Raw genomic sequence first — 26,375 nt, forward strand, 5'->3', positions numbered from 1 at the left:
AAATGCCAAAAACGGCAATAAATCGACCGTTTTTTGCAGGAGGCGGCGGCAGGCCTTATCTTTGGCGGCATGATGCCAGAAAATACGGTAAGAGTAAGGTTTGCCCCCAGCCCCACCGGCGGGTTACATTTGGGCGGCGTACGCACGGTACTGTTTAACTATTTATTTGCCCGCCACCACAACGGCAAATTTGTACTGCGTATTGAGGATACCGACCAGAACCGCTATGTAGACGGCGCCGAAGACTATATACTTGAATGCCTGCAATGGTGCGGCCTGCTGCCCGACGAAAGCCCTTTGGCAGGCGGCCCCTTTGCGCCTTACCGCCAGAGCGAGCGCAAAAGCCTGTACCGCGAGTATGCCGAGAAATTAGTAGCGCAGGGCAATGCCTACTATGCCTTTGATACACCGGCCGAACTGGAGCAGAAGCGTAAGGACGAGCCCAACTTTCAGTACGGGCACAGCCAGCGGTATACCCTACGCAATTCGCTTACCCTGAGCGAAGCTGAGTTGAACCGGCTGCTGGATGCCGGCACGCCGCATGTGATCCGCATTAAGATGCCGGTGGATGAAACCATTGGCTTTACCGATATGATACGCGGCGAGGTAAGCTTTGATACTAACCTGGTGGATGATAAAGTACTGCTGAAGGCCGATGGCATGCCCACCTACCACCTGGCCGTAGTGGTGGATGATTACCTGATGCAGATTTCGCACGCCTTTCGCGGGGAGGAATGGCTGCCTTCGGCGCCGGTGCATTTGCTGTTGTGGGAATATTTGGGCTGGAAGGCGCAGATGCCGCAGTGGGCCCACCTACCCCTGATTTTAAAGCCCGACGGGCATGGTAAGCTGAGCAAGCGCGACGGATCCCGCCTGGGTTTCCCGGTGTATGCCATGAACTGGTTCGACCCGCAAACGAGGGAGCTAACGCCGGGCTTCCGCGAACTGGGCTTTTTACCCGGGGCTTTTATAAACCTGCTGGCCATGCTGGGCTGGAACGATGGTACCGACCAGGAGCTATTTACACTGGATGAATTGATAGCTAAATTTTCCATCGACCGGGTGAGCAAGGCCGGGGCGAAGTTTGATTTTGAAAAGGCCAAGTGGTTCAACGCCGAGTGGCTGAAGCGTTTGCCGGTAGAAAAGCTGCTGCCCGAAGTAGAAGCCCTGCTGGATGAAAAGGATATTGAGTTTAAAGAAGATTACGTAAGGCAGGTATTGCCGCTGGTACAGGAACGCCTGGTGTTTATCAATGATTTTTGGCCCCAGGCTTCCTTCTTTTTTGAGCGCCCGGCCGAATACGATCTGAATGCCGTAAAACCGAAGTGGACAGCGGCCAAAACCGAATTTTTTAAACTTATTGTTGAGCAATATGCCGGCCTCGACCAGTGGCCCCCCCAGGCCTTAGAGGATGCCTTTAAAACCCTGATGACCGAGAAAGGCTTTAAGCCCGGTGATGTAATGCTGCCTTTCCGCGTAATGCTGGTAGGCGGCAAGTTCGGGCCGCATGTGTATGATATTGCTGCGCTGCTGGGCAAGGAGGAAACCATTGCCCGCATCCACCAGTTCTTAGCTGCGGTAGACGCCTGATTACAGAGGCGAACTGGATATGATATTTAGCCCTTTAAAAATTCAGGTAACTATATACGAGTTGGGGCTAACTGAAATTTTAATTATTAAAAAAGCCAGTCTTTTTCACGACTGGCTTTCCTGTTTGCGGCAATGCCTGTTAGTTCTTTTTCGCCTTAACTTCTTTGGCCTTCTCGCGCTGTCCGCATTCTTGAATGGAACGCTTATAGCCTGCTCAAAGGTGCCGTTGCGGCTAACTTTGGCTCGTACTTTTCAGCACATTGCTTACTATGTTTTGAATTATTTCCGGACATTATAATGTTTTTAGAATTTCTTTTTTTAACTCAACAGCATCTTTTTTAGTTACTGTATCTAAATCACCTTTGCTAAATATAGTCATTAATACAATTTCTGTATCGTCGTTCCCTTCGATAACTAAATAATACATTATACGAAAGCCACTTCTCTTCCCTGTACCCTTGCTTTCATCAGCAAGCCGTATTTTGTAGATCCCAGAACCATATGATTCTCCCAAATAGGGGTTTTTTATGAGTTTCTCACCAAGTGAATCTATACTTTCTCTTAAAGTACTATATTTTTTTGCAAGGGGTTTAGCTTTTCGCTTAAAATTGTCGCTGGCAGTTACTTTATTCATCCCATAATTCTGATAATGGGGTACCTTTCATTTCTCCCCTGCTTATCAAAATCGCTTCTGTAAGTCCTTGTTTCAATTCTGCCATTTGTGCTTTTTTAAGTGCGGAGTATGAAGCACCTAAATTAGTTTTCTTTGGCTTAACATACTTCTTATGCTCTTGAAGAGCACGAATTGATAATGTTGCCATAATGTGTTTTAAAAAGCTATAACAAATTTATTAATAATAGCACCATAGAAAGCATGTATATACCGTACATGCTCCTTTATTAATATTATTGATAATGGCTTCATCTTTGGAAAGATGAAGCCATTATTAGCATACCTCAGTATATCTTTTAGTTATGACCCATCTGCTTATTTATGCCACTTTAGCAGTTAAATCAATATAATGTAGCCTTCTACGACTTATTAACTCAATAGCAGTTTCAAAACGCATAGGTTTTTATACTTTCCTTGTATTGCAGCGATAGGAGTATTTACTGCAATACCTTTGCAGGTACTTAGTACTTACATTATGGTAGATACCATAAATAAATATCTCTTTTGAGCCAACTCTATAAATCTTTGTTATTCGTATGGAATTCACCTTTGGTTTTGTAATCGCCAACAGTATAGTTTACGGTTACATGATTATATAGTTCACCAAGTCCGTTATAACTATGGTAGTTATCAATGTAGCATTCTGATGAACATTGCTATATACGATAGTATGCAATGTAAGAGCATCAGTGTCGGGTACTACAAATGTTTTAACGCTTCCATCACGTTATAACAAACCCACTATAGGGATTTTGTCTGCCCACTGCAACCTTGATTCCCTTTGAATTTCTTATGAGCATGGCGGTTGCAGAGCCAGCTTAAAGGTAAAGCCCGTTTCATGCAAGGCGGTACCCTATCCTGTGATATGCTGAAACATAAGTTCAGCATGACTGTAATTTTGTTTTCCCAACACCTTTGTTTATAACACCAAAGCATGATTAACCCTATACCATTAAGGGAACTTGTACAGCACCCCGAAATTCAGGTTCTCATTGCCCTGCAGCTTGCCGGAAGTATCCTTATCATAAATGCCGGTACCGGTAATGGTTACCTGCACAAAGCGGTTTACTTTGGCGGCCAGGGTAAGATCCAGCCGGTGGTCGATGTTTTCCAGCGAGCGCCCATAGGGAATAAACAACTGGTAACGGGTATTTAAGTGCAGGTTGGTAGCAATATCCTTATCAAACAAGGCCACTACCTGAAAGGCCAGCTCGTTTTTAAACGTGTGCCCCGGCTCTACGCCGTAATTGCCGGGTAGGTTATGGTAAATGGTGGTATCCAACACAAAGGTTTGGCGGGCCGTACCTGTACCCAGGCGCAAATCAAAGTATTTAGTGGGCTTGTACTCAAAACCAATGGATTCGGTAATGTAACCCGGCGACATAAAGCGCGAAACCAGCACCGGCGGCTGGGCTTCTCCGCTACCGGTATCAAAATACTGATACCCCCTGGCAAACTGCGACTGGAAGTTGAGCGACCCGAAGAAGAACCAGCTTTTGGAAAGCTGGGTAGCTACCTTGTTATCCCAAAAAATACGGTCGGTGGTTTTGCGCAGTTCCTGCCCGGCATTTCTGGACTGGCCGTACTGCAAAATCAGCTCCGAGGCATAATTTAACGGGGCCTTGTTATACTCTACCCGGTAATCCACATTGCCGCCTATGGCCAGCGCGTTTACGCCGCCGCCGCTCCAGTTATCACTAAATACAGATTGATTGAAGTTGAAACCGATTACAGCATATTTACGCCAGTAGCTTACCTTATAATCCAACAGGGTAACCGGTATATTTTCGGGCACAATTTGCAGCGGGCGCCGGTGCAATGGTAAGGAGTTGGCACGTGGCGCTATGCGGTAACTGTTAAGCATATTGGTGTCTATCTTTACGCTATCAGCCCGGCGTATACTATCGGTACGCCGCTGGTTAAGGATGCGCTGCAGGCTGTCGGTTTGCTGCGCCTGCACGGTAAACACGGTAAGGCAAAAAAGTAAACAACTCCATAATGCGGCTTTAACCATACGTAACTGCAAAGAAAAGCAAAACGGGCTGTTTTTGAAATTTTAATGTGAAAAGAGCCAGCCCCAAAACGGCCGGCGGGCCAGGTAACCGGCATCACCCTCATACCGGTATGCCTCGCGCTCAAATATAATGTTCAGATAAGCCCGGTTGTGGTTACGATAAATAAGCAGGTTAAACAGATAATTAAGCAGGTAAAGCAGATAGAAGGGCAGTACCAGCATTTCCTGTGCCTGCTTAATGTGGATGGTTTCGTGCCGGATAATTACGGCATCCTGCTTCATATCCGCCTGCTGCACTACAATGAACGGGTACAGCGCCATGCCGCTTACCTTTAAAAAAGGCCACACCAGTACCGGGTATTTCATTTGGCGGCGGCAGTTACGGGTATAAGCGGCTGCAGGTACATCCGGTTCGGGTTGCGCTGGTATCGCTTTAAGTTGCCTTTAATGTAGGCAATAAAATCATAATCAGATGCCGTGCTTACCGTATAATAGCTGGGCCGGTAGCGCTGCATAAATTTGGTTAAGTCTGGTTCCTGTAACCCGGTAACGCTGGTTACAAATGCTTTGTTAAAGCGGTAATCAATTACATCCTGGTCATAATCCTGCTGTATCACTTCGCGCAGGCGGGCGGCGTTGCGGCCGCTGCGGCTAAGCATGTTCCAGATGGCATCAATACTGATGCCTGCGCCTATAGGGCTAACACTCAGTATATCCCGGTAGGCCAGCGAGCCATAAGCCTTGCTGTTTTCGGCTTTGGCCATTGCCAGGCGGCGCATGGGGCTCAGCAGCGAATCGCGCACCTTTACCTCCTTCAGCATAATGGCGGTGGGTTTCAGGTATACGGCAATATCGCCAGTACCGGTAATTTTAACGGTATCCGGAAAATAACCCTGCCGGCTGAAAATCAGCACATCGCCGGGGCGGGCGTTAATGCTGAACTCGGCCTTCAGGTTATTATAGGCTGATTTGCCGCTGCGGGTATTACGCACGTTTACTTTGGCAATGCGCTCCTGCGTGGTTTTATCTGCCACCACCCCCGATACCGGCTTTTCCTGGCAGAAAGCGGGAAGGGTGAGGAAGGCCAAACACAAGAACAGCAGATATTTCATTTATATGCAAAATTAGCACTGTAGCCGGGCTTACTCAGGCTGTTTAACACTATTTAACACCTTATTTCACTACCGTGAGCAGTTGCCCTATCTTAACGGTATCCGCAATGAGGTGGTTTAATGTTTTCAACTCATCAACAGTGATACCAAAACGCCGCGAGATGGAATATAGTGTATCGCCCTGGCGCACGGCGTACAGCCTTTGGTCGGGCGTGCTTTTGCTCAATGTGTCTTGCGCAGGTTTATTAATAGTGCTGTTAATTTCGGTAAGCACGCGGTCTTCGCGCTTAATCTTCTGTACCTCGCCCTCGGGGCGGTCGTATTGTTCGAGGTGATATTTCTGAATAGTGCTGATCAGCAGCTCGGGGTATTTGGGATTGGTGGCATAGCCGGCTGCCTTGAGGCCGTAGGCCCAGCTCTCATAATCATTCTTATCCAGCTCGAACAGGGCCGCATACCGCTTGCGCTTTAAAAAGTTAGAATGATCACGAAAGGAGTCCTCCGGGTTATCATACACCCGGAAACAGTCGTTCTCCCGGTCATCGTTCTTGTAATAACTGCGGCCCTGCCAGTCGCTGGTGCACTTAATGCCAAAGTGGTTATTAGCCACCTTAGCCAGGCTGCCATTGCCAAAGCCCGACTCAAACATACCCTGCGCCAGCGTGATGCTTGCCGGGATGCCGTACAAGTTCATCTCCTGCACGGCAATGGCCTTAAAGCGCTGTATGTAGGCAGCGGCCGTATACGGCACAAAGTTTTGAATGGCCGCATTGCGCTCGCGTTCCAGCTGCTCATTGTTGTTGTGCGCCTCGCGGCTGCTGATGCCGGGATTACTATTGCTGCCAATAACAGCTTTTCTTTTGGCAGCGCAGGCACTGCAAAGCAGTACAACAATAAGCAGGCAGTGTACAATACGCTGGTTCATACCGTTTAAATTACAGCAGGGTTATCTGTGTTCAAACTTAATAAACTGCTGAAGAGTGCAGAAAAGTATGCAGCTGGCAACAATAACCCATTGCATCAACTCCGTACAAAAGCACCGGCCATACCGGGCAGCCGGTATTACAGCTAATTGATAAAGGGCTTATGTGCAACTACCGGCGGTTATTATCCAGGCTGGCAGAGTCGGGCCGCTCATCATAGGCATTGAGCTGATATTTATGGATCAGCCCTAACACCTGGTTGCCCCACAGGTGGCTGCTGGCGTAGCCGCTGCGCTGTATGCCATGCACCCAGTTTTTATAATCATAGTGCGTCAGCTTTTCGGCCAGGTGGCTGAACTGCCGGCGCTCCGTCATGATACGGGCAAAATCCTGAAAGGAGTCGGTAGCCGAATCGTACTGTTTATAGGAGGAGTGTATTTTTTTGTGTCCGGCAGAAACCATGCTGCGGCCCTTCATGCCGAAATGATTGTTCAGATTTCGGGCTACGGAGCTGTTTCCGTTAGCTGATTCGTGCATGGCAATGGCTAAAATGATGCTGGCGGGCACACCGCTCTCGTGCATAATGCGAATGGCATTATCTTTGAACTTCTGAATGTACGATTGTGAGGAGCTTTGAGCCGAAGCGGCAAAAGAACTTAAAAAAAGAACTGCAATCAGTAAGATTTTCTTCATAATTTATAGTTTTCTGATAACCAGAAGGCCATCCCGAACAGGCAGAATTATCTTTTCTACCCGTGGGTCAACAGTTATCTGGATATTTAGTTTTCTGAAAGTTTCGGTCTGGGTGTCATTTTCCTCCCCGTATACCTTTCCCTTCCACAAGACATTATCAATTATTACTAAACCACCTGGTTTCGTTTTTTGTATAACTGCCTGATAGTAAGCTAAATTACTTTTTTTATCAGCGTCAATAAATGCAAGATCGAAATAATTATCGTTAAACGCAACTATTTTTTTTGCAGCATCGCCTATATGCAGCCTTACCTGGCTGGTAATACCGGCTATTTCAAAGTTACTGCGCAGGCGGTTTTCCAGTTCCGGGTTTACCTCTATGGTATCAATAGTACCACCCTCCGCCAGCCCTTCGGCCAAGCAAATGGCTGCATATCCGGTAAAGGCGCCTACCTCTAAAATGCGCTCCGGCCGTACCAGCTTGCTCAGCATACTTAATACCCGCCCCTGGTAATGGCCCGACAGCATGTGCGGCTGCAACACCTGCACGTGGGTGTCGCGGTTGATCTTTTGCAGGGCTGCAGGTTCGGCATCGCAGTGCCGGTCTAAGTAATCTTGCAGGGCGGGGTCTAAGATATTCATAGCTGCAAAGGTAGGGGTTTTGTTTAGCCAATGAGTGGAGGAGTGAGTGAGTGATAGAATGAGTGAATGACAGATTGGAGAAGGATTGAAGGATTGATGTTAATGAAGTCTTCTGTTTTATCCCTCCCCCGGAAGGCAGGGAGGGGTTTCTACGCCAGCACCTCTTACCCCAGAATCTCCTTAATATCCTCGGCGGTTAATGATTTGATAAAGCTGTCTTCCGTGGTAATCAGCGCACGGGCTACGCTCAGTTTGCGCTGCTGCAGGGTGAGGATCTTTTCTTCCACCGTATCCTTGGTGATAAATTTATAGATGAACACATTTTTAGTTTGCCCGATGCGGTGCGTACGGTCAATGGCCTGCTGCTCTACGGCGGGGTTCCACCAGGGGTCTAAGATGAATACATAATCGGCCTCGGTGAGGTTGAGGCCCACGCCGCCGGCTTTTATGGAAATCAGGAACACCTGTATCTTTTTATCCTGCTGAAAACGCTGTACCACCTCACCCCGGTTCTGGGTACTGCCGTCCAGGTAGGTATAAGCTATATGATGCTGATCAAAGTACTGCCGGTAAATGGTGAGCTGCTTTACAAACTGCGAAAAGATGAGCACCTTGTGGCCGCCTTCCAGCACGTTGTCCAGCGTGTGTATCACGTTCTCAAACTTGCCCGAATCGCCTTCGTAGGCCTCGTTCAGCATACGCGGGTGGTTGGCCAGCTGGCGCAGCTTAATCAGCCCCTGCAATACCTGCATCTGGGTTTGGGCATAGGTGCCGTCCTCCAGGCTTTGCAGCAGCTCGTTACGGTACTCTGATTTTACCTTTTCATATACCTCCGCCTGCTCCTCGCTCATCTGGCAATAAAACAGATGCTCGGTTTTGGGCGGCAGCTCGGTAGCCACCTGCTCCTTGGTGCGGCGCAGTACAAAGGGTTTGATCAGCGCCTGTAATTTACGGGCCTTATCTTCGTCCTTCTTCTTCTCAATGGGCGTTACAAACTCATTCACAAAAAACTGCTGGTTACCCAGCAGGCCGGGGTTGATGAACGACATCTGCGTCCATAAATCGTTCACCGTATTTTCAACCGGCGTACCGCTCAGTATCAGCTTGTGCCGGGCTTTAAGCTGCCGAACGGCCTGGTAGGCTTTTGAGGAAGGATTTTTGATGTTCTGACTTTCGTCCAGAATAATATAGTCAAAAAAGAAGGCTTTAAACAGTTCCACATCAATGCGGCTGATGCCATAGGTGGTAACCACCACATCGTAATTGCCAAATACCTCGGCCGATTTATAGCGGAACGCCCCGGTATGCACCATCATGCGCAAACCGGGCGTAAACTTATGCCCCTCGTTCAGCCAGTTATAAATCAGCGAGGTGGGCATAATCAGCAGCGAGGTAGTTTTGCCGCCAATGGCCGCGGCATCCTCCTTGTTTTTTTGCAGCAGGGCCAGGGTCTGTATGGTTTTGCCCAGGCCCATATCATCGGCCAGGCAGCCGCCAAAGCGGTAGTTCTTTAAGAAATGGAACCAGTTGTAGCCTGCCTTTTGGTAGGGGCGCAGGCTGCCCATAAAATTTTCCGGCGACGGTACATCTTCCGGGCTTTCAAAATCATTAAGTTGTTGCAGCTTGCGGCTCATGGTGATGTGCGCCAGTTCGCCCTCGGCCAGATCATTCAATAACCCGATGTGATGCTTGCGCAGCTTTAACTGGTTGTGCCCTTCGGTAAAATGCAGCAGGTTGCCGTATTGCGAAAACCATTCTTCGGGTATCACCGCTATCTCGCCCGAGGGCAGGGTAAACTCCTTTTTATGGTTAAGGATATGATTGCGCAACTCCAGAAACGGAATTTTGTAAGGGCCGAAGTAAACAAAGGCGTTAATATCAAACCAATCGTGGTTATCTTCTACCTGCAAATCAATACGGGCGCTGGCAAACAGGTAGCGTTTGGTGCCTTCGGGCTGCTCAATCACAAAGCCGGCCTGCTGCAACGCATCGTGGTTGGTGTTCAGCCATTCCAGCACCGAGTAGGAGGCGTCGGTCTGTTCTGGTTGCGCTTTTACCTGCAACCCAAACAGATTCACATCTGCAGTAAGGCCCAGGGCTTCTAACTGCTGCATCTTGGTCTTTTCCCAGCTTACCGAGCGTTTGATGCGATGAAAAATGTAACTGTCGCCCTGCTGCTCAACCTTTACCGAAATCTGTTTGCCGCTATCTGATTGAAACACATAACCAGCATACTTAAAATACAGTTGCAATTGCGAAGCTCCGCCCGGATTATATACCGGCTTTAATATGGGTACCGCTTCATGCTTTTCGGTATTAATGGTAAATCCCTCAGCGTGTACGTGGTGCTTTTCGATCAGCGGGGCCACAAAGCGTTCGAAATACGACTGCTCGGCGCTGCGCGGAATGGCAATAAAGCGTTTATTTAAAAAAGGCACCAGCTTTTTACCCTCCATTTCCTTATCGAAATGATACAGGGTATCATCCAGCATCAGCCAGGCCGGGTGGTTACAAATCACCTCCGCCCCCTTAAACATAAACTCTACTTTTAAGCCCTTATATTTAATGGTAGGATAATACCTGATCTCTTCCTCGTTGCGCTTAAAGTGGAACAGCACGGTGGCCGGCTCATCGGCAATGTGCAGTTCTTTGCCGGCCGGGTAGCCTTCCTTGCTCATTACATATACCGGCTTGTGGCGCATCAGCCCTAAAGCTTCGGAAAGCTTTTTTTCAATCTTCGGCCTGATGGTATCGTATAGCTGTTCGGTAAAAATCTTACTGAAAAACTCGTAGGGCCGTACCGGCTTCTTATGATAGCGCTTAATCAGGTTGCCCTGCTCAATATCTTCCAGTATTTTAATGAGCTTCAAATCGGTATCATCCAGGCAACTGCTAAACTCATTGGCCGTATTGGAGAACAGGCGCTGATGGGTGAAGGAAAACTCGCCGTTAGGATTGAGCTGTACAACGTGCGGTTCAATCAGGTACGACAGGTACTCGTGCCGGGCAACCGAATAAATTAACTGGCAGGGCTTGGTACTGTCAACACGTAGCATAGAGGGCGATGGTAAAAATTAACGCAAGCTACGCTGATAAAAAAATTCAAACGTAATGAGAATTGGCGGCAAATAAAAGAAGGAATTACAAGATGTGCACAATCAGGCAATTAAAGTAACTGCATCGCCCAAAGCTGAGTGGATACTACCCTGCAACTCATGCGTTCTTAAAACAAAAGGGCAAGAACAAAGCGCTTACTGCACTTATTCTCGCCCCTTGCATTTCACCTTTTATTTAATGCAGTTAACTTAGTTGCTGCTTTGTCTTGCTTCGTTCTTCAACTGGTCGTTGGCTACAATGGCAATCTCTACACGGCGGTTCTGCGCACGGCCGGTTTCGGTGGTATTATCGGCAATAGGCTCAGTTAAGCCCTTGCCCTCTGTGGTTAAACGGCTGCCGTTTACGTTATAGCCGGTTAAGTAGCTTTTAACCGCCTGTGCCCGGCGTACCGATAAATCCTGGTTATGCGTTGCAGTACCGGTGTTATCGGTATGGCCTACAATCAGTATAGTAGTTTGCGGATTGTTGTTCAATGAATTGGCCAGGTTCTGCAGGTTTGATTTTGCAGCCGGCTTCAGCGCGGTTTGATCCACATCAAATAAAATACCGGAGTCAAACTTCACCAATATACCTTCGCCCTCGCGTTCTACCGTTGCGCCGGGTACGCTTTGCTTGATCTCTGCCGCCTGGCGGTCCATTTTACGGCCGATAAATGCACCGGCGGTACCGCCTACCGCACCGCCAATAATAGCGCCCAATGCGGTATTACCGGCAGCCTTGCCAATAAATGCGCCTATGGTACCACCACCGCCGGCACCAATAGCTGCACCTTTTTGTGTTTTGGTTAAGGAGTTACAGCCAGGGCTTATAATGCCCGAGAAAACTATAGCTACGCCTGCAACCGCAGTTTTAAGTTTAAGATTTTTCATAATCGTGTTTTTTGAAATAGATGTGTGCATCCACTAACAAAGCAAATGCCAAAGCACCGTTTATATTTTATATGCCTGTATATATCTGACTTTCATAAGCCAGATAAGTTTAATAAGCATATCATATCCTTAAAGACTTACATCACTATCTGAATGATAATAGATAGCTGCATTATAATATATTATCTGGGAATTATAACAATTGATACCAGAGCACAGCCCGATGTGAAACACTGAAAACCAAAGCGGGCCATACCTGTTGCCTATGCAAGTGTTTAACACCAAACTTTTAATCTGATAAATAATGGGCTTTAAAGAAGAGCTAAGCAGCTTATTTACACCCGAAAGCCAGATACCCGCGCAATACCGTATTGAGGAAATACACCAGCGCGAGTATCTGAGCGGCGGGGAAATGCTGCCCTGGAACGGCGAGGTAAGCGAAGTATACTCACCCATCTGCATTCCAACCGCCGAAGGTTTGCAGCGCAAGCTGATCGGCAGCTACCCCCTGGGTACCGAAAAGGAAGCTAACGAGGCCCTGGATGCTGCTATGGCCGCTTACAATAATGGCCGGGGCGAATGGCCTACCATGAGCGTGGATAACCGCATTAAGTGTATGCAGAAATTTGTGTACAAAATGAGCGAGCAGCGCGACCTGATTGTTAAGCTTATCATGTGGGAGATCGGCAAATCCTACAGCGACTCGGGCAAGGAGTTTGACCGCACGGTAGAATATATTAATGCCACCATAGATGCGCTAAAGGAAATTGACCGCGAATCTTCGCGCTTTGAGATGGAAGAAGGCGTAGTAGCACAGATACGCCGCTCGCCGCTGGGCGTGGTACTGTGTATGGGGCCGTTCAATTATCCGCTAAACGAAACCTTTACTACCCTGATACCGGCCATTATCATGGGCAATACGGTATTATTCAAACCGCCAAAGCACGGTACCTTACTGCATTACCCGTTGCTAAAAGCTTTTCAGGAAGCTTTCCCGAAAGGGGTGGTCAATACCATATATGGCCGGGGTGCTAATGTAACGCCGGGCCTGATGGCTACCGGCAAAATCAACGTGCTGGCCTTTATTGGCTCCAGTAAGGTAGCTAATGATTTAAAGAAGCGCCATCCCAAAATTAACCGGCTGCGGGCGGTGTTAAGTCTAGATGCTAAGAATGCCGCCATTGTTACCAAAAACGCTGATTTAAAACTGGCGGTAAACGAATGTATATTAGGCGCTTTATCCTACAACGGGCAGCGGTGTACCGCCATTAAGGTGATCTTTGTACAAAAGGAAGTAGCCGATGACTTTGTAAAGCAGCTCAGCGAAGCGGTAAGCGCCTTAAAGCCCGGAATGCCCTGGACGGATAAGGTAAACATAACCCCGGTGGCCGAACCCGGCAAACCCGATTATCTGAAGGAATGTATTGATGATGCCATTGCGCATGGTGCGCAGATCATGAATGCGCATGGCGGCGAAACGGTAGCCTCTATGGTATTCCCGGCGGTAATGTACCCGGTGAATAAGGACATGAAGCTGTACCTCGAAGAGCAGTTTGGCCCGGTAATCCCGGTGATACCGTTTGAAACCATTGAGGAGCCGATTGAGTACCAGATCAACTCGCCGCATGGGATGCAGGTGAGCATTTTCAGCAATGATGCCAAAGAGCTTGGCGAACTGATAGACCCGTTTGTGAACCTCGTAAGCCGGGTAAACATTAACGCCCAGTGCCAGCGCGGGCCCGATAACTTCCCGTTCACCGGCCGTAAGGATAGCGCCGAGGGTACCTTATCCGTACCTGATGCCCTGCGTTCCTTCTCGCTCCGCTCGCTGGTGGCCACCAAGCTTACCGATACCAACAAGCAACTGCTCAATGAGATTGTGAACGACCATGATTCCAGCTTTTTAAGCACGAATTATATATTTTAGGAAAAGCAGGTTACCTTAACAAAAAGGGTTGTGCCGAAGGGCATAACCCTTTTTGTTTCTCCCCGGCGAAAGCTGAACTAACGATACGTAAATTTCTGTTTCTGATATTGTAGCATTCTACCAACAAGCTGCGTAATAAGGATATAGCCTGATAATTCAATGAGAACAAAACTTCTGCTATTATTCTTTTGCGCCCTTGCAGCAGGCGCCTGTAAAAAGGAAAATGTAAACAGCGCTGTACTAACCGGCAAGTGGAAACTGGTGGCTACCTATTCCAGTAACGGCGCTCAGGGCAACTGGACAGCAGTTGCAGATAAAAAGGATTACGATTATATACAGTTCAATGCCGACAGTACCTTAACCGGTAACGACGGGTTTGCCGGGTTTGACCGGTATCGCCTTAAAGACAGCGTTACCATCGCAATTACCCAGGCAGGCGCTAATCGCCATGAATATAAATATGAACTTAAAGCCGGTACGCTTACCCTGTCGCCATCCTATCCCACCTTTTGCATTGAAGGCTGCGCCTCGCGGTACGAAAAGCTAAAGAACTAACCAACTGCACGGCGCTGCCTCCAGGCGGTTACCAGCAGCCAGGCTAATGCCAGCAAGCCCAATACATTGGTGAGCTTGGGTAAATAATCGCCAAAGCGTGAGTAAAAGGTAAGATCGGTATTTAAGTTGATGTCCTGCTTAATAGCCGTTGGTACCCACCAGCCGGTACTTTTTACCACATCGCCGCGCTGGTTAATAAATGCCGAGATACCCGTATTGGCCGAGCGGCATACCCAGCGGCGGTTCTCAATGGCCCGCAGCTTGGCATAATCCAGGTGCTGGTCCTTGCCCGAGGTATTTTCCCACCAGCCATCGTTGGTGATAATGGCGATAAATTGTGCCCCCTTGCGTACCGATTGCGCCACATAATCGCCCCAGATGGATTCGTAGCAAATTACAGGGTCAACCCCGATGCCGCTTTGCGCATAAAACACGCCTGCCTCTTTCTGGCTGCCATAACTGCCCGTTGCCCCGCCCAGATGCTCAAAGGCCGGCTTCAGGAATGACATGGCCGCGCTGAAGGGAATCATCTCCGCCCCCGGCACCAGCTTCGATTTATGGTACACCTGTACTTTGGCCGAGTTTTCAATGTTCAGCGCTGTATTAAAGGCATCATAATATTGGCTGCTGCCCGGCATCTTGCTGGCTGTAGGTGTATGGTCGTCGGGATATATTTTGTAAGTTTCTGCACCGGTAAGCACGTTGGCATTTTTGTACTTGCCTAAAAACTGCTTGATCTGTGCATAATAGGCGCTGCCCTGCAACTTGTCTTCATCTACATTCTCCGCTATTGCGGTTTCGGGCCAGATAAAATACTCGGTATTGGGCTGAGCTAAAGAATCAGACAAGTGCGTGAGGATGGTTAGCTGCTGCCCGGCAGGCACCGTTGAAGATTTGGCATAGGGGTCGATGTTCGGCTGTGCTACCACGATATTCGACGGGTCGGGCAACTCTTCATAGGTATAATAGCGGTACAGGGACAAGCCCAGAGGCAGTATCAGCGTAATCACAAACGCAGCCACCATTTTGGTACGGTACGTTTTGGGCTGCGCTTCGCGGAGGCTGATGTAGATCAGGAACGCAAAAATATTGGTGAGCCATATCCACAGCGTACCGCCGTATACGCCGGTATACTCATACCACTGCACCCACTGGTGGCTAATGGCAAAACCGTTACCCAACGTCATCCACGGAAAGTTTAAATCCCAGGTTTGGTGCAGGTACTCGTAGCCTATCCAAAAGCACACCAGCCCGGCCAGTGCGATGTTTCGTACAGTTACCAGCCGCAGGCGGTAATACAGCCAGCAGGCGGAAGACATGAGCAGCGGCCCCAGCGAGTAAGGCACCAGCGTAATGGGTATAGCTACCAGCGGCCCAACAGTTTTCAGGGAGTTATACACCCACCAGATGCTCAGTGTGTTCCACACAAAAAAGCCGGCAAAGGTAGTCCAGAACAGTTTTTTGCCCCGCTTTACGCCATTTGAACTGATGATGTTTTCCATCACGATCAGCATCGGCACCAGCCCTATAAACAGCAGCCCCGGCGTGAACGCAGTAGGCGGCCAGGCTATCCACAGCAACAAACCGGAAAACAGGGACAGGAGTATGTTATTTTTCATTACTAATCTTTACCACATTGTCATTGCGAGGTACGAAGCAATCTCATCTTATACAGGGCGGATAAGCATAGCTACGCGATTGCTTCGTACCTCGAAATAACAGTTATTCATCATTTTTCTTCAGTTTAGCCACAATCGCAGGCCCCACGCAAATCACAAACTCGCCTTTCACCGGGTGGGTTTCGTAATAAGCCTTTACCTCGGCAACCGTACCCCGCACCGTTTCTTCATATAGCTTGGTCAGCTCACGTGATACGGATAGCAGGCGGTCTTCGCCAAAGTAGGTAGCCATCTCGTCCAGCGTTTTCAGCAGGCGGTGCGGCGATTCATAGAGGATGATCGTGCGTTCCTCATCGGCCAGAAACTTGTAGCGGGTTTGCCGTCCCTTTTTCAATGGCAAGAAACCTTCGAAGCAAAAGCGGTCGGTAGGGAAGCCGGAGTTGACCAGTGCGGGTACAAAGGCCGTAGCGCCGGGCAGGCATTCTACCGGCAGGTTATACTTCAGCGCTTCGCGCACCAGGTAAAAGCCGGGATCGGAAATGGCAGGCGTACCGGCATCCGAAATTAAGGCCACCTGTTTACCTTCCACCAGCATCAGCCGCACAATCTCCGTGGCCGACTGGTGCTCATTGTGCTGATGGTGGGCCAGCACCCGCTGATTCACCCCAAAGTGCTTCAGCAGCGGTGCCGAAGTGCGGGTATCTTCGGCCAGTATTAAATCTGCCTCTTTTAATATGCGCACGGCCCTGAAGGTCATATCCTCCAGGTTGCCGATGGGGGTGGGTACGAGGTATAGTTTGCCTGTTGGGTTCATGGTTGGTGGTTCATGGTTCATAGCTGTTTGTGCGTTATTCATAAGGTGCAAATTCTCTTACCATGAACTATCAACTATAAACCATGAACTATATAATTATCTTTGCCTTAAAATTCTGAATAAATGCTGCAAGTTAGTTATATCCGCGATAACCGGGAACAAGTTTTGGAACGATTGGCTGTAAAAAATTTCAGGCAGCCCGAACTGGTGGATGAAGTGCTGAAACTGGATGAGCAGCGCCGCCAAACCCAAAACAAGCTTGACAATATTTCAGCCGAGGCCAATGCCGCCGCCCGGCAGATTGGCGAGCTGATGCGCAGCGGTAAAAAAGACGAAGCCAACGAAATTAAGGCCAAAACCGGTGCCTGGAAAGAAGAAGGCAAGCAGTTAAGCGAGCAGTTAACAGCGTTTGAAACCGAGTTGTACCAAAAACTGGTGCAACTGCCCAACCTGCCGCACAGCAGCGTACCTAAAGGTATTGTGGCAGAAGATAACGAGATTGTACTAGAGAACGGCGAAAAGCCAGCCTTACCGACGAGCGCCCTGCCGCACTGGGAACTGGCAACCAAGTATAACCTGATTGATTTTGAATTAGGCGTAAAAATTACCGGCGCGGGTTTCCCGGTGTATAAAGGCAAGGGCGCCAAACTGCAACGGGCGCTGATTGCCTTCTTTTTAGATGAAGCCGAAAAGGCCGGTTACCAGGAACTACAGGTACCGCTTATGGTGAACGAAGCTTCGGGCTTTGGCACCGGACAGTTGCCGGATAAGGAAGGCCAGATGTATTATATGGGTACCGATAATCTGTACATGATACCAACCGCCGAGGTGCCGATTACCAATATTTACCGCGATGTAATTTTGAAAGGTGAGGAGTTACCTATACAGAACTGCGGTTACACGCCCTGCTTTCGCCGTGAGGCAGGTTCTTACGGGGCGCATGTGCGCGGCCTGAACCGTTTGCACCAGTTTGATAAGGTAGAACTGGTACAGGTAGTACACCCGGATAATTCCTATAACACCCTGGAGCAGATGAGCGCCCATGTGCAGGGCCTGCTGCAAAAGCTTGGCCTGCCTTACCGCGTGCTGCGCCTTTGCGGCGGTGATATGGGTTTTGCCGCTGCCCTTACCTATGATATGGAAACCTGGAGCGCCGCCCAGCAGCGCTGGCTGGAGGTATCCTCGGTATCCAACTTCGAAACCTTTCAGAGCAACCGCCTGAAACTGCGTTTCCGTAATGCTGAGGGCAAAACGCAGTTGGCCCACACGCTTAACGGCAGTGCGCTGGCCCTGCCCCGCATTGTGGCTACCCTGCTGGAAAATAACCAGACCGAGAACGGCATTAAAATACCTGAAGTATTGGTGCCTTATACACGGTTTGAGTGGATTGATTAAAGCACCGCTTCAAACCCAACCCCACAACCCCAGTCATTTTGACCGCAGGGAGAAATCTTCTCCAGGCGACTGGTGTGCGGCAGAAGATTTCTCCCTGCGGTCGAAATGACTTTAGGTGTGCTATTGAAGTTGTTTAGCTATAAGCTGCACGGCCATCCGCACCACAACCTTTTTCGCCACTTCCTCTGCTTTTAAACCTGCAAGCCTGCTAAACAAACACGCCTGCATCCATGTTACCTCCTTACATTTAATTGCAGTAACTTATGAAATGGTTTGGCGGACGCGAAAGTGATAACGTAGAGGAAGGCAGCGGCGGCGGCGGCCGTGGCGGCTTAGCCCTCGGTGGCGGTGTAGTCGGCATTATCGGGGTCATCATTTACCTGTTTACCGGGGTGAACCCTACGCAGTATCTGGGCGGCGGCGGTGATTCCGGTGAGCAGCAGGCCAGCACCAGGGTTACCCAGTCGTCAAGTCCGGAGCAGGTGCTGTCGCGCAAGGTGCTGGCCGGTACCGAGGATGTGTGGGACAGCTTATTCCGTGCACAGGGTGTACAGTACGAACGGCCCACCATGCACTTTTTTACCGATGCGGTACAATCGGGCTGCGGTAATGCCAGCTCGCAAACCGGGCCGTTCTATTGCCCTGCCGACCAGAAAGTTTATATCGATCTTTCGTTTTTTGATGAATTAAGGAACCGCTTCAATGCTCCCGGCGATTTTGCCGAGGCCTATGTAATTGCCCATGAGGTGGGCCACCACGTGCAAAAACTATTAGGCACTTCAGATAAGGTAGAGCAGGCGGAGCAGAATGCCAGCGAGGAAGAGCGCAACCGCCTGTCGGTAAAGCTGGAACTGCAGGCCGATTTTTATGCCGGCGTATGGGCACACTATGAAAACCTGTATCATCAGAACGGGCTGGTGCTGGAAAAAGGCGACATCGAATCAGCCCTGAATGCGGCTACGCAGATTGGCGACGACCGCCTGCAGCAGGAAACCCAGGGCCGCGTAGAGCCCGACTCCTTTACCCACGGCACCAGCGCCCAGCGCGTCTACTGGTTCAAAAAAGGCTTCGAAACCGGTGATTTGCGGCAGGGCAATACCTTTGCTGACCCGAGTTTGAATTAAGAAAGAAATAGATTTGGGTAAATACCTGAATATATGAAAGAGGGCCAAAAGCTTTGGACAAGGGAAGAAACTATTTTAGCAATAAACCTGTATTGCAAAATTCCTTTTGGGCAAATGCACAGCCGCAATGCTGCCGTAATTGATTTAGCCTTACTTATTCACAGAACTCCCAGTTCCGTTGCCCGTAAATTAGGCAATTTGGCAAGCCTTGACCCCAAGTTACAGCAAAGGGGTATAAAAGGCTTACCTAACATTAGCAAGTTAGACCAAGAAGTTTGGCAAGACTATATGCTAAACTGGGATGATCAATTTATTGAAGGAGAGCAGTTGCTTGCCAGCAAAAAGGCTACCTCAATTGAAAAATTGAATAGCATCGACCTAAATAATCTACCGATAGTTGAAGGGTATGAAAAGGAACGGTTGGTTAAATCCAGGATCAATCAGCACCTGTTCAGGCGTATTGTTCTTTCCAACTACAACAATCAGTGTTGCATTACAGGCATTGCCTTAACCGAACTGCTGGTTGCAAGCCATATTTTGCCGTGGAGCATTGACAAAGTAAATAGGCTAAATCCGGCAAACGGGTTATCCTTAAATAACTTGCATGACAAGGCATTCGACAGCGGATTAATCACAATAACTGAAGATTTTAAAATTAAAGTGTCTTCGAGGTTTTATAAGTACAAAGAAGTTAAAAGCATTCAAGACAACTTTATCCAATACAATGGCCAGCCTTTAGTTGAGCCAAAAAAATTCTTACCTAATACTGAATTTTTGAAAGTTCACCAAGATAGGTTCATATCTTAGTTTTGGATTTCAAATTTGTCATTGCGAGGAGGAACGACGAAGCAATCCCGTAGCTATTTCTATTCGCCCTGTATTCGACGAGATTGCTTCGTACCTCGCAATGACAAACTCCTCTTGTTAGTATAAGCTTACCCACTTAAGTCATTCCATGCCGGATTACTATCCACTATCAATTCGATCTTATTTTGCCTTGACCCTGCTTTAAGCTGCTTCTCACGGGCAATAGCCTCTTGCACCCATTGGTACTGCTCGAAATATACAAGTCTGTCACAATTGTATTTAGCAGTAAACCCTTTATATAGTTTGCTTTTATGCTGTAAAATCCTTTCCTGTAAATTGCTGGTTACACCTATGTAAAACACAGTGTTTGCTTTATTACTAAGTATATAAACATAATATACGGTTGACATAGTTATAAAAGATACAAAAGCTGTCATTGCGAGGTACGAAGCAATCTCGTCGAATACAAAGCGAATATGTAAATTTACGATATTGCCTTGTCTTTCCTCTTCGCGATGACATTCAAAATATAAAAGTTCACTTATAGCCGATTGACACTACCTTGTATTGGGCATAAATTTGCCTCATGCCGAATATCAAACTGCATTACCTGTACCGCGACGGCGCTAACTATAAGCAGTTCGGCGTTGTTGTATTTGATAATCCTCAACACCTTACCCCTGTTTATTTAACCTCACTTATTCAATCGAAACTCATTGATGGAACTTGGTTTTACGCAAATCAATGGCAACTGCCCGACCTGCACTTCGGCACCTGGGATGATGAGATTGACCACACCTTGCATGAGTTTGAAATGGTGGAATATACTTCCGAACCTCCAAATACAATGCTTACCTTAGCCAGGTTCATTCAGCGGATAGAAAATACGAACCGGGTTTAATACATTCATGAAATCTAACTTCTACTTACTGGCAGCAGCCATCATTACACTGGCTTCCTGCTCACACAAGGTAACTAAAGTAACCAAAGTCATCACCGTTACTACACCGGCCGGCCCCTATGCCCAAACGGATAAAGTATACAGCGACCATGTGGCCGAATACATCGCCAAAATAGCCCAAACCAACCCGGCTGCCCTTACGGATAGTATGGGCGTACCTATTCCTTCGCAATGGGTGGGTACGGTAAATTCGGGCATCCGCAAGGCCAATTATGTAATTATCCATTATACCGCGCAGGATTCGCTGGCGCAAACCATCCGCACCTTTATCACGCCGGTAAGCCAGGTAAGCGCCCACTACGTGATCGGTCGCGATGGTAAGGTGGTGCACATGGTGAATGATTACCTGCGGGCCAACCATGCCGGCGTAGGTAAATGGGGCAACGTGGTGGATATGAACAGCTGCTCCATCGGCATCGAGATTGACAATAACGGCAGCGAACCGTACAGCGAGGTGCAGATTAAAAGTCTGCTGGCCTTACTCACTTTCCTGAAAACCACCTATAACATTCCGGCCGCCAATTTTATCGGCCATCAGGACTTTGCCCCCCGGCGCAAGCCCGATCCCGGCACTTATTTTCCCTGGAAGCTATTGTCGCAAAAAGGCTTCGGCTACTGGAGCGATGAGGTACTGGAGCTGGCCCCCGAAAACTTCGACGTAACCACCGCCCTGCGCCTCATCGGCTACGATACGCGCGACCTGAATGCGGCCATCATTGCCTTTAAGCGCCACTTTGTACAGCAGGACAGCAGCCCCAAAATGAGCCAGCTGGATTTAAACGTACTGTACAACGTATATCAGAAATATTAGCAGGCCATAATGCCCAATGCGGATGCCCTGCATGGCATCACCGGCTCCTTTAATAAATAGGCTGCCCCCATAATTTTTATTACTATTGCTGCGTAACAGCACATTTAAATAAAAATCTATGCAGCTTCGCGTATTACTGCTTGCCTGGTTAGCAACGGTTTCATTTGCTTCCTTCAGTCAAACTATCCTTGTGCAGCCTGGTGTTAACCTGCCGCCTGATACTGCCGTTAGCCAACAGCTGCTTACCGCGCTGAATGCCTTTACAGCACAAAAAGAGAATGCCAACAGTGCAAATGTGTATGTATTGAAAAGTGAATTGCTCAGTACCTCGGCCCTGCTGGATGAAATGAAGGCGATAGAACACAGCAGCAGGCCTGCACAAAAGAATGCCTATCAGCCTTATCTTACCAACATAGTAGCTGCCGATGGCATTCATTTTATACTGCAACTGGCCTACATGGGCATTAATGAAAGGCAGCCCATATTACAGGCGGCGTTTGAACTTAGGGCTTTAAGGCAGGGCACCCGCTTTTCCTTTTATTCGCCGATGCATGCCTACACACAAAGCTGGCATACCAAAAAGCTGGGTAATATTACCTTTTATTATAAAGAAACTTTACATCAGGCTGATGCACGTGCTTACCGGCAAGCTGTTGACAATTACGACAAAAAGCTGCATGCGCCTCATGAGCCTGTTGTGGTATATTATGCTGATGATTTTACAGAAGTGCAGCACTTGCTGGGCATAAATTACAAAGCCGCCTACAATGGTCAAAAGTACAATAACCTTACCGCCCATGAGCACGATACCACACTTGTGATTAACGGGTGGAACGATGAGGCACACCGGTTTGATCCGCATGATTTATGGCACGAGCGGCTGCGCACCGTAATGAAGCCCGAAGTAATTAACCGCCCGGTAGATGAAGGCTGCGCCTACCTGTACGGCGGCAGTTGGGGCTATTCCTGGACCGAAGTATTGGCTAAATTTAAAGCCTACGCCACTGCTCACCCCAACGCCGACTGGCTGCAGCTATACCTGGACGGAACCAACTTTGAGGCAGCACCCAAAACATTAAAAATCTCCTTTGCGCTGAACGCGTTGCTGGTTCGAAAAATTGAAAAGGAGAAAGGCTTTGATGCCGTAAAACCGCTGTTAAGTTGCGGGCCTAAGGAGCCGGGCGATGAAAATTATTTCAAGGCACTACAAGTAGTAACCGGCATTACCAAAGCCCGTTATAATGCAGAAATGAAAAAGCTGATTGCACAGTTATAAGCAATATTTCAGAATTAATGCGACTGTAAGGATTGGTTAATATCTTCTTTATGCTGTAAGGTATAAGAAAGGGCCACCTTAACAAACTCATTTAGCGTAATATTGCGCACAGCAGCAAATACAGCGGCTTCCTTATGCAGTGTTGCAGGTACACGCACGTTAAAGGTTCCCTTGTATGTTTTTCCGGGTGCCTTATTTAGGGCAAGGCAAGTTTCCAGGTAATCTTCTACCGCTTCTTCAAAAGCTGCTTTAAGCTCTTGTACAGATGAGCCTTCAAAGCTCACTAAATCATCAATGCCCAGTATTTTGCCAAAAAATATTTCATCATCAGCACTAAAGTGTACTGTGGCATAATAACCCTTATATTGTATGATGTCTGTCAATTTAAATGTGGCCTTTGGCCTTTAATTGTTCTATTACCTCCCTTAACGCATATTGTTTAACAACAGGGCTTGGATGAGGTTTATGCAAACTGATGATATGGTTATTCTGGTCTGCAAACTTTCTTCTGGAGCCTCCGGTTTTGCCGCCGGTTACTTCTCTATACCCATAATGGGCAACTATCTTAATCAACTCGTCCCAGGTAAAATCCTTGGGAACCGATAAGAACCGATTTTTCAGTTTCTCGTACTGCGACATGGTAGCCGTTTGTTTTTAGCGCAGAGGTGTGACTGCCGTATTTCATATAAGTTGTTCCTCCTTGATTTTAACACACTATTTAAAAGGGGAGTAGGGTTTGAAATAAGACCAAATTTTCAAATTTGGCTTAATAGCAGTAAATGTAAAAAATGAACAGCAGCAATGCAACTATTTTTTAGTTACATTGCTATTTGCTAATAAATATATAAGATATTACTCCTTAGCTACAGCTTTTTAAACACAACCATTCTACCTAATCCCCCTCAAAATCTTACCTTTGCGTACTGATACAGCGATAAGTACTAAAATTCATGTTTGAAAATCTATCCGACAAATTAGACCGGGCGTTCAAGGTGCTGAAAGGGCAGGGCACCATTACGGAAATCAACGTGGCCGAAACCATGAAGGAAATCCGTAAGGCGCTGCTGGATGCCGACGTTAACTATAAAACTGCCAAAGCCTTTACCGATGAGGTGAGGCAGAAGGCATTGGGCGAAAATGTACTGACATCTATTTCGCCGGGGCAGCTGCTCACCAAAATTATGAACGATGAGCTGACCAGCCTGATGGGCGGCAGCACTGCGGAGCTTAATTTTCCGGCCACGCCCACTGTTATCCTGATTGCAGGGTTGAACGGTGCGGGTAAAACCACGTTTACCGGCAAGCTGGCTAACTTCTTAAAAACACAAAAGAACAAGAAACCCTTACTGGTAGCCGATGACGTGTACCGCCCTGCGGCCATTGACCAGCTGGAGGTATTGGGCTCGCAAATCGGCATCCCCGTATATGCCAACCGCGAAAGTAATGACCCGGTAGCTATTGCCCGCGAAGGCGTGGCCATGGCTAAGCAGAACGGCCATAATGTAGTTATTATTGATACCGCCGGCCGCCTGGCGGTAGATGAAGCCATGATGCAGGAGGTGGAGCGCATTAAGGCCGCCGTTAATCCGCACGAAATTTTATTCGTGGTGGATGCCATGACCGGCCAGGATGCGGTGAATACGGCCAAAGTATTTAATGACCGTTTGGATTTTACCGGTGCGGTACTCACCAAGCTGGATGGTGATACCCGCGGCGGTGCAGCCTTGTCCATTAAATCGGTAGTGAACAAGCCGATTAAGTTTATTGGTACGGGCGAAAAGATGGAAGCGCTGGACGTGTTCCACCCCGACCGTATGGCCTCGCGTATTTTGGGCATGGGCGACGTGGTATCACTGGTAGAGCGTGCCCAGCAGCAGTTTGACGAAAAGGAAGCAGCCGAACTGCAGAAGAAGATCCGCAAGAATAAGTTTGACTTTAACGATTTTTACAGCCAGATACAGCAGATCAAGAAAATGGGTAACATGAAGGATCTGATGGGCATGATACCCGGCGTAGGCAAAATGATGAAAGATGTAGAGATTGACGATAACGCTTTCAAATCCATCGAAGCCATTATCTCTTCTATGACCCCGCAGGAAAAATCAAACCCGGATATCATCAACCCCAGCCGCCGTAACCGCATCGCCAAAGGCTCGGGCACCGAGCTGGCCGAAGTAAACCGCCTGATCAAGCAGTTTGATGATATGCGCAAGGTAATGAAGCAAATGAGCAACCCCGCCGCCATGGCCAACATGATGCGCCGGATGCCGAAGATGTAAGGAAATAAGTTAAATAAGAAAGCCGTTTAAGTGAATTACTTAAGCGGCTTTCTTATTTAACAATAGCTACATTCAAACTTTAAAACAAAATTTAATCTTGTAATATTATATTTAATAATCAAATAACTATTTTTGATGCAATTCGTACAATATAAAATATTGCCAACCAATTAACTGAGTATTAACATTAAAACTTTACGGCCATGATCAACTCCTATCAATCCCTTTATGTAGCGTTGCACCGGTGGATATTTAAAAACTTTGGCCAGGGCAAGCTGCCGCAGAATAAATCATTGTTTAACGTAAGCTTTTTGCTGATTGTGGTGCTGGCGTATGTACTGCTGGCTATGCAATTTATGGTAAGCTCGCATCTGGTGCACCTGAATACTGAGGTAGCTTTATATATGCTGCTGGGTACGGCCTTTTTTATGTGCATTAATTACCTGGTGCTGCTCAATAACAAGTGGCTTAAGTCCCTTAATGAACGCATGGCCGTAATGAGCCGCCATAATAAAAACGTATGGTCAGTAGTCTTACTGCTCAATGTGATTGCCGTATGTGTGTTTGCTATGGCAATGGTAAAGTAAGGCTTTCTAAATTCGTAATAAAGATATAGAGAGGTGTTATCATTTTAATTGCTTTTTCGATTTTATAGCTTACCAAAGTCTGCTTAATTTTGAACCATGCCAGTTAAATATCTTACTGACGAAAAAGGCCATACTACTGATGTACAATTGTCTGTTCATGACTATTTCAATTTGCTGGAACGGGCAAATGAACTACCCGAACATGTTAAAAATGGCATTAAAAGGGGGCAGCTACAGGCAAGTCAGGGTATTAAAAAATCAACAGATGAGGTAATGCGCAAGTATAAAAAATAAGTGGAAGTTTATGAAGTAAGGTGGACACCTGAGGCTGAAACCACATTTGATACTATTATAAAATTTATTAATGCAGGCTGGGGTGAATTTGCAACCGAGAGATTCCTAAGCAAAACTGAAAAGCTGCTCGCTGCTTTAACACTGCAGCCATCGGGATTTCCTGAACCCATCATACACCAGGTAAGAAAAGCAGTTGTCACAAAAAATCTTCTTTATTTTATGAAGTTCAGAAGTATAAAGTTATTCTGCTTTTCTTTTGGGATAACCGGCAGGATCCTTTAATCTTTTAATAG

28 protein-coding genes are annotated in these 26,375 nt (G+C 47.6%); 13 read left to right on the forward strand and 15 right to left on the reverse strand.

What is annotated here, in order from left to right:
- The first annotated feature begins 69 nt into the window (after positions 1 to 69).
- On the forward strand, positions 70 to 1,590 hold the full coding sequence (gene gltX / locus ACY652_RS06590) for a glutamate--tRNA ligase (RefSeq protein ID WP_462267243.1): 1,521 nt from the start codon (positions 70 to 72) through the stop codon (positions 1,588 to 1,590).
- Between the two features lie 292 nt (positions 1,591 to 1,882).
- Here the strand turns inward: gltX and ACY652_RS06595 are convergent, their stop codons facing one another.
- From ACY652_RS06595 to ACY652_RS06640, 10 genes are all read right to left on the reverse strand, one after another.
- Positions 1,883 to 2,224, reverse strand: a complete 342-nt coding sequence (locus tag ACY652_RS06595; protein ID WP_462267244.1) for an addiction module toxin RelE — start codon at positions 2,222 to 2,224, stop codon at positions 1,883 to 1,885.
- Complete coding sequence (locus ACY652_RS06600; protein ID WP_462267245.1) at positions 2,217 to 2,411, reverse strand: hypothetical protein; 195 nt, start codon at positions 2,409 to 2,411, stop codon at positions 2,217 to 2,219. Before ACY652_RS06600 ends, ACY652_RS06595 begins: the two co-directional genes overlap by 8 nt.
- Before the next feature lie 804 nt (positions 2,412 to 3,215).
- Positions 3,216 to 4,277: a DUF3078 domain-containing protein gene (locus ACY652_RS06605; RefSeq protein WP_462267246.1), complete on the reverse strand. Its 1,062-nt coding sequence runs from the start codon at positions 4,275 to 4,277 to the stop codon at positions 3,216 to 3,218.
- Positions 4,278 to 4,319: 42 nt separating this feature from the next.
- A complete protein-coding gene (locus ACY652_RS06610) occupies positions 4,320 to 4,643 on the reverse strand; it encodes a hypothetical protein (protein WP_462267247.1) in 324 nt (107 codons plus the stop codon).
- The gene (locus ACY652_RS06615; RefSeq protein ID WP_462267248.1) at positions 4,640 to 5,389 is read right to left on the reverse strand and encodes a peptidase associated/transthyretin-like domain-containing protein; all 750 of its coding nucleotides are present in this window, start codon (positions 5,387 to 5,389) and stop codon (positions 4,640 to 4,642) included. The genes ACY652_RS06610 and ACY652_RS06615 overlap by 4 nt, the downstream gene beginning before the upstream one ends.
- A 61-nt stretch (positions 5,390 to 5,450) precedes the next feature.
- The gene (locus ACY652_RS06620; RefSeq protein ID WP_462267249.1) at positions 5,451 to 6,314 is read right to left on the reverse strand and encodes a glucosaminidase domain-containing protein; all 864 of its coding nucleotides are present in this window, start codon (positions 6,312 to 6,314) and stop codon (positions 5,451 to 5,453) included.
- Between the two features lie 169 nt (positions 6,315 to 6,483).
- A complete protein-coding gene (locus ACY652_RS06625; protein ID WP_462267250.1) occupies positions 6,484 to 7,005 on the reverse strand; it encodes a glucosaminidase domain-containing protein in 522 nt (173 codons plus the stop codon).
- A 3-nt stretch (positions 7,006 to 7,008) separates the two neighbouring features.
- Positions 7,009 to 7,647, reverse strand: a complete 639-nt coding sequence (locus ACY652_RS06630; protein WP_462267251.1) for an O-methyltransferase — start codon at positions 7,645 to 7,647, stop codon at positions 7,009 to 7,011.
- Positions 7,648 to 7,811: 164 nt separating this feature from the next.
- Positions 7,812 to 10,703, reverse strand: coding sequence for a DEAD/DEAH box helicase (locus tag ACY652_RS06635; protein WP_462267252.1), 2,892 nt, complete (start codon positions 10,701 to 10,703; stop codon positions 7,812 to 7,814).
- A gap of 249 nt (positions 10,704 to 10,952) precedes the next feature.
- A complete protein-coding gene (locus tag ACY652_RS06640) occupies positions 10,953 to 11,633 on the reverse strand; it encodes an OmpA family protein (protein WP_462267253.1) in 681 nt (226 codons plus the stop codon).
- Positions 11,634 to 11,937: 304 nt separating this feature from the next.
- Between ACY652_RS06640 and ACY652_RS06645 the strand changes: the two genes are divergently transcribed.
- On the forward strand, positions 11,938 to 13,560 hold the full coding sequence (locus ACY652_RS06645) for an NADP-dependent glyceraldehyde-3-phosphate dehydrogenase (protein ID WP_462267254.1): 1,623 nt from the start codon (positions 11,938 to 11,940) through the stop codon (positions 13,558 to 13,560).
- 159 nt (positions 13,561 to 13,719) lie between these two features.
- The gene (locus ACY652_RS06650) at positions 13,720 to 14,115 is read left to right on the forward strand and encodes a lipocalin family protein (protein WP_462267255.1); all 396 of its coding nucleotides are present in this window, start codon (positions 13,720 to 13,722) and stop codon (positions 14,113 to 14,115) included.
- On the opposite strand, the gene lnt is transcribed toward ACY652_RS06650, so the two are convergent.
- On the reverse strand, positions 14,112 to 15,734 hold the full coding sequence (gene lnt / locus ACY652_RS06655; RefSeq protein ID WP_462267256.1) for an apolipoprotein N-acyltransferase: 1,623 nt from the start codon (positions 15,732 to 15,734) through the stop codon (positions 14,112 to 14,114). The two genes, ACY652_RS06650 and lnt, sit on opposite strands and share 4 nt — an antisense overlap.
- Before the next feature lie 103 nt (positions 15,735 to 15,837).
- Entirely contained in the window at positions 15,838 to 16,590 is a 753-nt protein-coding gene (gene rsmI, locus ACY652_RS06660; protein ID WP_462267257.1) for a 16S rRNA (cytidine(1402)-2'-O)-methyltransferase, read from the reverse strand.
- Positions 16,591 to 16,671: 81 nt separating this feature from the next.
- Here rsmI and serS point away from each other — a divergent pair, with 81 nt between their 5' ends.
- The 3 genes from serS (at position 16,672) to ACY652_RS06675 (ending at position 19,874) form a co-directional block, all read left to right on the forward strand.
- Positions 16,672 to 17,943: a serine--tRNA ligase gene (gene serS, locus ACY652_RS06665; RefSeq protein WP_462267258.1), complete on the forward strand. Its 1,272-nt coding sequence runs from the start codon at positions 16,672 to 16,674 to the stop codon at positions 17,941 to 17,943.
- A 263-nt stretch (positions 17,944 to 18,206) separates the two neighbouring features.
- Positions 18,207 to 19,067 (forward strand): KPN_02809 family neutral zinc metallopeptidase, encoded by an 861-nt coding sequence (gene ypfJ / locus ACY652_RS06670; protein WP_462267259.1) that lies wholly within the window; start codon positions 18,207 to 18,209, stop codon positions 19,065 to 19,067.
- A gap of 33 nt (positions 19,068 to 19,100) precedes the next feature.
- A complete protein-coding gene (locus ACY652_RS06675; RefSeq protein ID WP_462267260.1) occupies positions 19,101 to 19,874 on the forward strand; it encodes an HNH endonuclease in 774 nt (257 codons plus the stop codon).
- 128 nt (positions 19,875 to 20,002) lie between these two features.
- On the opposite strand, the gene ACY652_RS06680 is transcribed toward ACY652_RS06675, so the two are convergent.
- The gene (locus ACY652_RS06680; protein ID WP_462267261.1) at positions 20,003 to 20,284 is read right to left on the reverse strand and encodes a GIY-YIG nuclease family protein; all 282 of its coding nucleotides are present in this window, start codon (positions 20,282 to 20,284) and stop codon (positions 20,003 to 20,005) included.
- 176 nt (positions 20,285 to 20,460) lie between these two features.
- Here ACY652_RS06680 and ACY652_RS06685 point away from each other — a divergent pair, with 176 nt between their 5' ends.
- The 3 genes from ACY652_RS06685 to ACY652_RS06695 all read left to right on the forward strand — a co-directional run bounded on the left by ACY652_RS06685 (position 20,461) and on the right by ACY652_RS06695 (position 22,922).
- Positions 20,461 to 20,775, forward strand: coding sequence for a hypothetical protein (locus ACY652_RS06685; protein WP_462267262.1), 315 nt, complete (start codon positions 20,461 to 20,463; stop codon positions 20,773 to 20,775).
- Between the two features lie 7 nt (positions 20,776 to 20,782).
- Positions 20,783 to 21,646 carry an N-acetylmuramoyl-L-alanine amidase gene (locus tag ACY652_RS06690; protein ID WP_462267263.1) on the forward strand — a complete coding sequence of 288 codons (864 nt, stop codon included), beginning with the start codon at positions 20,783 to 20,785 and terminating at the stop codon, positions 21,644 to 21,646.
- A 118-nt stretch (positions 21,647 to 21,764) separates the two neighbouring features.
- The gene (locus ACY652_RS06695; protein WP_462267264.1) at positions 21,765 to 22,922 is read left to right on the forward strand and encodes a hypothetical protein; all 1,158 of its coding nucleotides are present in this window, start codon (positions 21,765 to 21,767) and stop codon (positions 22,920 to 22,922) included.
- Between the two features lie 14 nt (positions 22,923 to 22,936).
- Here the strand turns inward: ACY652_RS06695 and ACY652_RS06700 are convergent, their stop codons facing one another.
- Positions 22,937 to 23,305, reverse strand: a complete 369-nt coding sequence (locus tag ACY652_RS06700) for a type II toxin-antitoxin system HicB family antitoxin (protein WP_462267265.1) — start codon at positions 23,303 to 23,305, stop codon at positions 22,937 to 22,939.
- Between the two features lies 1 nt (position 23,306).
- The gene (locus ACY652_RS06705; RefSeq protein WP_462267266.1) at positions 23,307 to 23,561 is read right to left on the reverse strand and encodes a type II toxin-antitoxin system HicA family toxin; all 255 of its coding nucleotides are present in this window, start codon (positions 23,559 to 23,561) and stop codon (positions 23,307 to 23,309) included.
- 311 nt (positions 23,562 to 23,872) lie between these two features.
- Between ACY652_RS06705 and ffh the strand changes: the two genes are divergently transcribed.
- From ffh to ACY652_RS06725, 4 genes are all read left to right on the forward strand, one after another.
- The gene (gene ffh / locus ACY652_RS06710) at positions 23,873 to 25,201 is read left to right on the forward strand and encodes a signal recognition particle protein (RefSeq protein WP_462267267.1); all 1,329 of its coding nucleotides are present in this window, start codon (positions 23,873 to 23,875) and stop codon (positions 25,199 to 25,201) included.
- A 203-nt stretch (positions 25,202 to 25,404) separates the two neighbouring features.
- Positions 25,405 to 25,788: a hypothetical protein gene (locus tag ACY652_RS06715; protein WP_462267268.1), complete on the forward strand. Its 384-nt coding sequence runs from the start codon at positions 25,405 to 25,407 to the stop codon at positions 25,786 to 25,788.
- A gap of 96 nt (positions 25,789 to 25,884) precedes the next feature.
- Positions 25,885 to 26,082, forward strand: coding sequence for a hypothetical protein (locus ACY652_RS06720; RefSeq protein WP_462267269.1), 198 nt, complete (start codon positions 25,885 to 25,887; stop codon positions 26,080 to 26,082).
- The gene (locus tag ACY652_RS06725; protein WP_462267270.1) at positions 26,083 to 26,364 is read left to right on the forward strand and encodes a type II toxin-antitoxin system RelE/ParE family toxin; all 282 of its coding nucleotides are present in this window, start codon (positions 26,083 to 26,085) and stop codon (positions 26,362 to 26,364) included.
- Positions 26,365 to 26,375: the final 11 nt, after the last annotated feature.

This window comes from Mucilaginibacter sp. (assembly GCF_965200995.1).
In the GTDB taxonomy this organism is placed as follows: domain Bacteria; phylum Bacteroidota; class Bacteroidia; order Sphingobacteriales; family Sphingobacteriaceae; genus Mucilaginibacter.